General features: G+C 70.6%; 2 protein-coding genes. Both read right to left on the bottom strand.

Translation table 11 applies throughout. From position 1 onward, the window contains the following. The coding region (locus E1293_RS47010; protein ID WP_207939562.1) for a M48 family metalloprotease at positions 1 to 773 on the bottom strand (773 nt) is incomplete at its 3' end. A 271-nt stretch (positions 774 to 1044) separates the two neighbouring features. Beyond that, the coding region (locus E1293_RS50445) for a cytochrome P450 (RefSeq protein WP_132206638.1) at positions 1045 to 1274 on the bottom strand (230 nt) is incomplete at its 5' end.

The following is a 1274-nucleotide window of genomic DNA, read 5'->3' on the forward strand; positions in this document are numbered from 1 at the left end:
GGGCGCAGGGCGGGCAGCATCGTCCAGAAGCTGCGGGCGGCATCAGGGCCGGTGGTGCGGGCGGCGATGTCGGCCGCGAGTTCGTTGGCCCAGTTCACGACCATGGTCGCGGCCCACACGGCGGGGGCGGCGACCGCCAGGGCGTGCCAGGGGAGCAGCAGGCCCATGCCCAGCCAGCCCGCCAGGGTGACCGCCTGCATGAGGAAGTGGACCTGCAGCCAGGGGCGCCGGATGTGGGTGGTTTCGTGCGCCAGGACGAAGGCCAGCGCGGCGGGCTGCTCTAGAAGCCGGTCGCCGACCACGATGATCGGATGGCGCCGGTTGGGCATGATCGCGGCGTTGAACCGCATGCGGACGCAGTCGCAGCCGGTGGTGTCCAGGGTGCAGGCATGCTCGGGCAGCCGGTCGGGGCGGTAGATGTGGACGCGGTCGGCGGCGGGGAACCGCCGGCGGACCTGGTCTTGAGTACGGGCCAGGGCCGCGCGGGTGTCCGGGTGCAGGCCGGTGGTGAGCTGCTGCTCGTAGTCGTCGGCGGTGGTCCAGTCCAGGTCTCGCAGCGGGTCGATGCGGAAGCCCACGATGACGCCTAGGAGGGCCCAGGCGGCGATCAACGCGGTCAGGGTGCCGGTCACCGCTGTGGCCCAGGTGGGCGGCAGACCGGCCCGGGCCGCGGTGCCCAGGCCGGTACCGATGGCCAGGAGCAGGGCGGGGATGATCAGGATCTTGCGCTTGCCGGCCGCGTGGGCGTCCTTGGCGACGTACTTGGCGTGCATCGCCTCAGCGAAGTCGTGCCGTTGCGGTTTCGCCGGTGCTGGGGCGGTGGGAGAGGTCGTCTCAGTCACTTCTAGGGTTTTCCTGTCGGTTGAGTTGATTTTCTGGCCGCGAGGGAGGAGGCTCCCCCCGTCCCGCGCCCGGCGGTGAGAACGGCCAGGGAGGACGGTCAGGGCAGACGGTGCCGGGTCGTCCGTGCTGCGTGCGTCAGCTGCGGCGGACGGAATGGAGAAGGGAAATGGTTATCTCGCTCAGGGTGAGAGTGAGTTGGGGTCAGGAAAGGGAGACGGGGAGTTCGCGCGGGCAGTTGGTGAACAGCGAGGGAACCTGGGTGAGTTGGTCGGCCGGCACGCTCAGGCGTAGGTCGGGGTGGCGGTGGAACAGTTCGCTGAGGGCGATGCGGGTCTCCAGGCGGGCGAGGGGTGCACCGAGGCAGTAGTGGGCGCCGACACCGAAGGCCAGGTGGGTGTGGTCGGGCCGGTCGGGGTTGAACTGGTGGGCGG

It is taken from the genome of Actinomadura darangshiensis, assembly GCF_004349235.1.
Lineage (GTDB): Bacteria > Actinomycetota > Actinomycetes > Streptosporangiales > Streptosporangiaceae > Spirillospora > Spirillospora darangshiensis.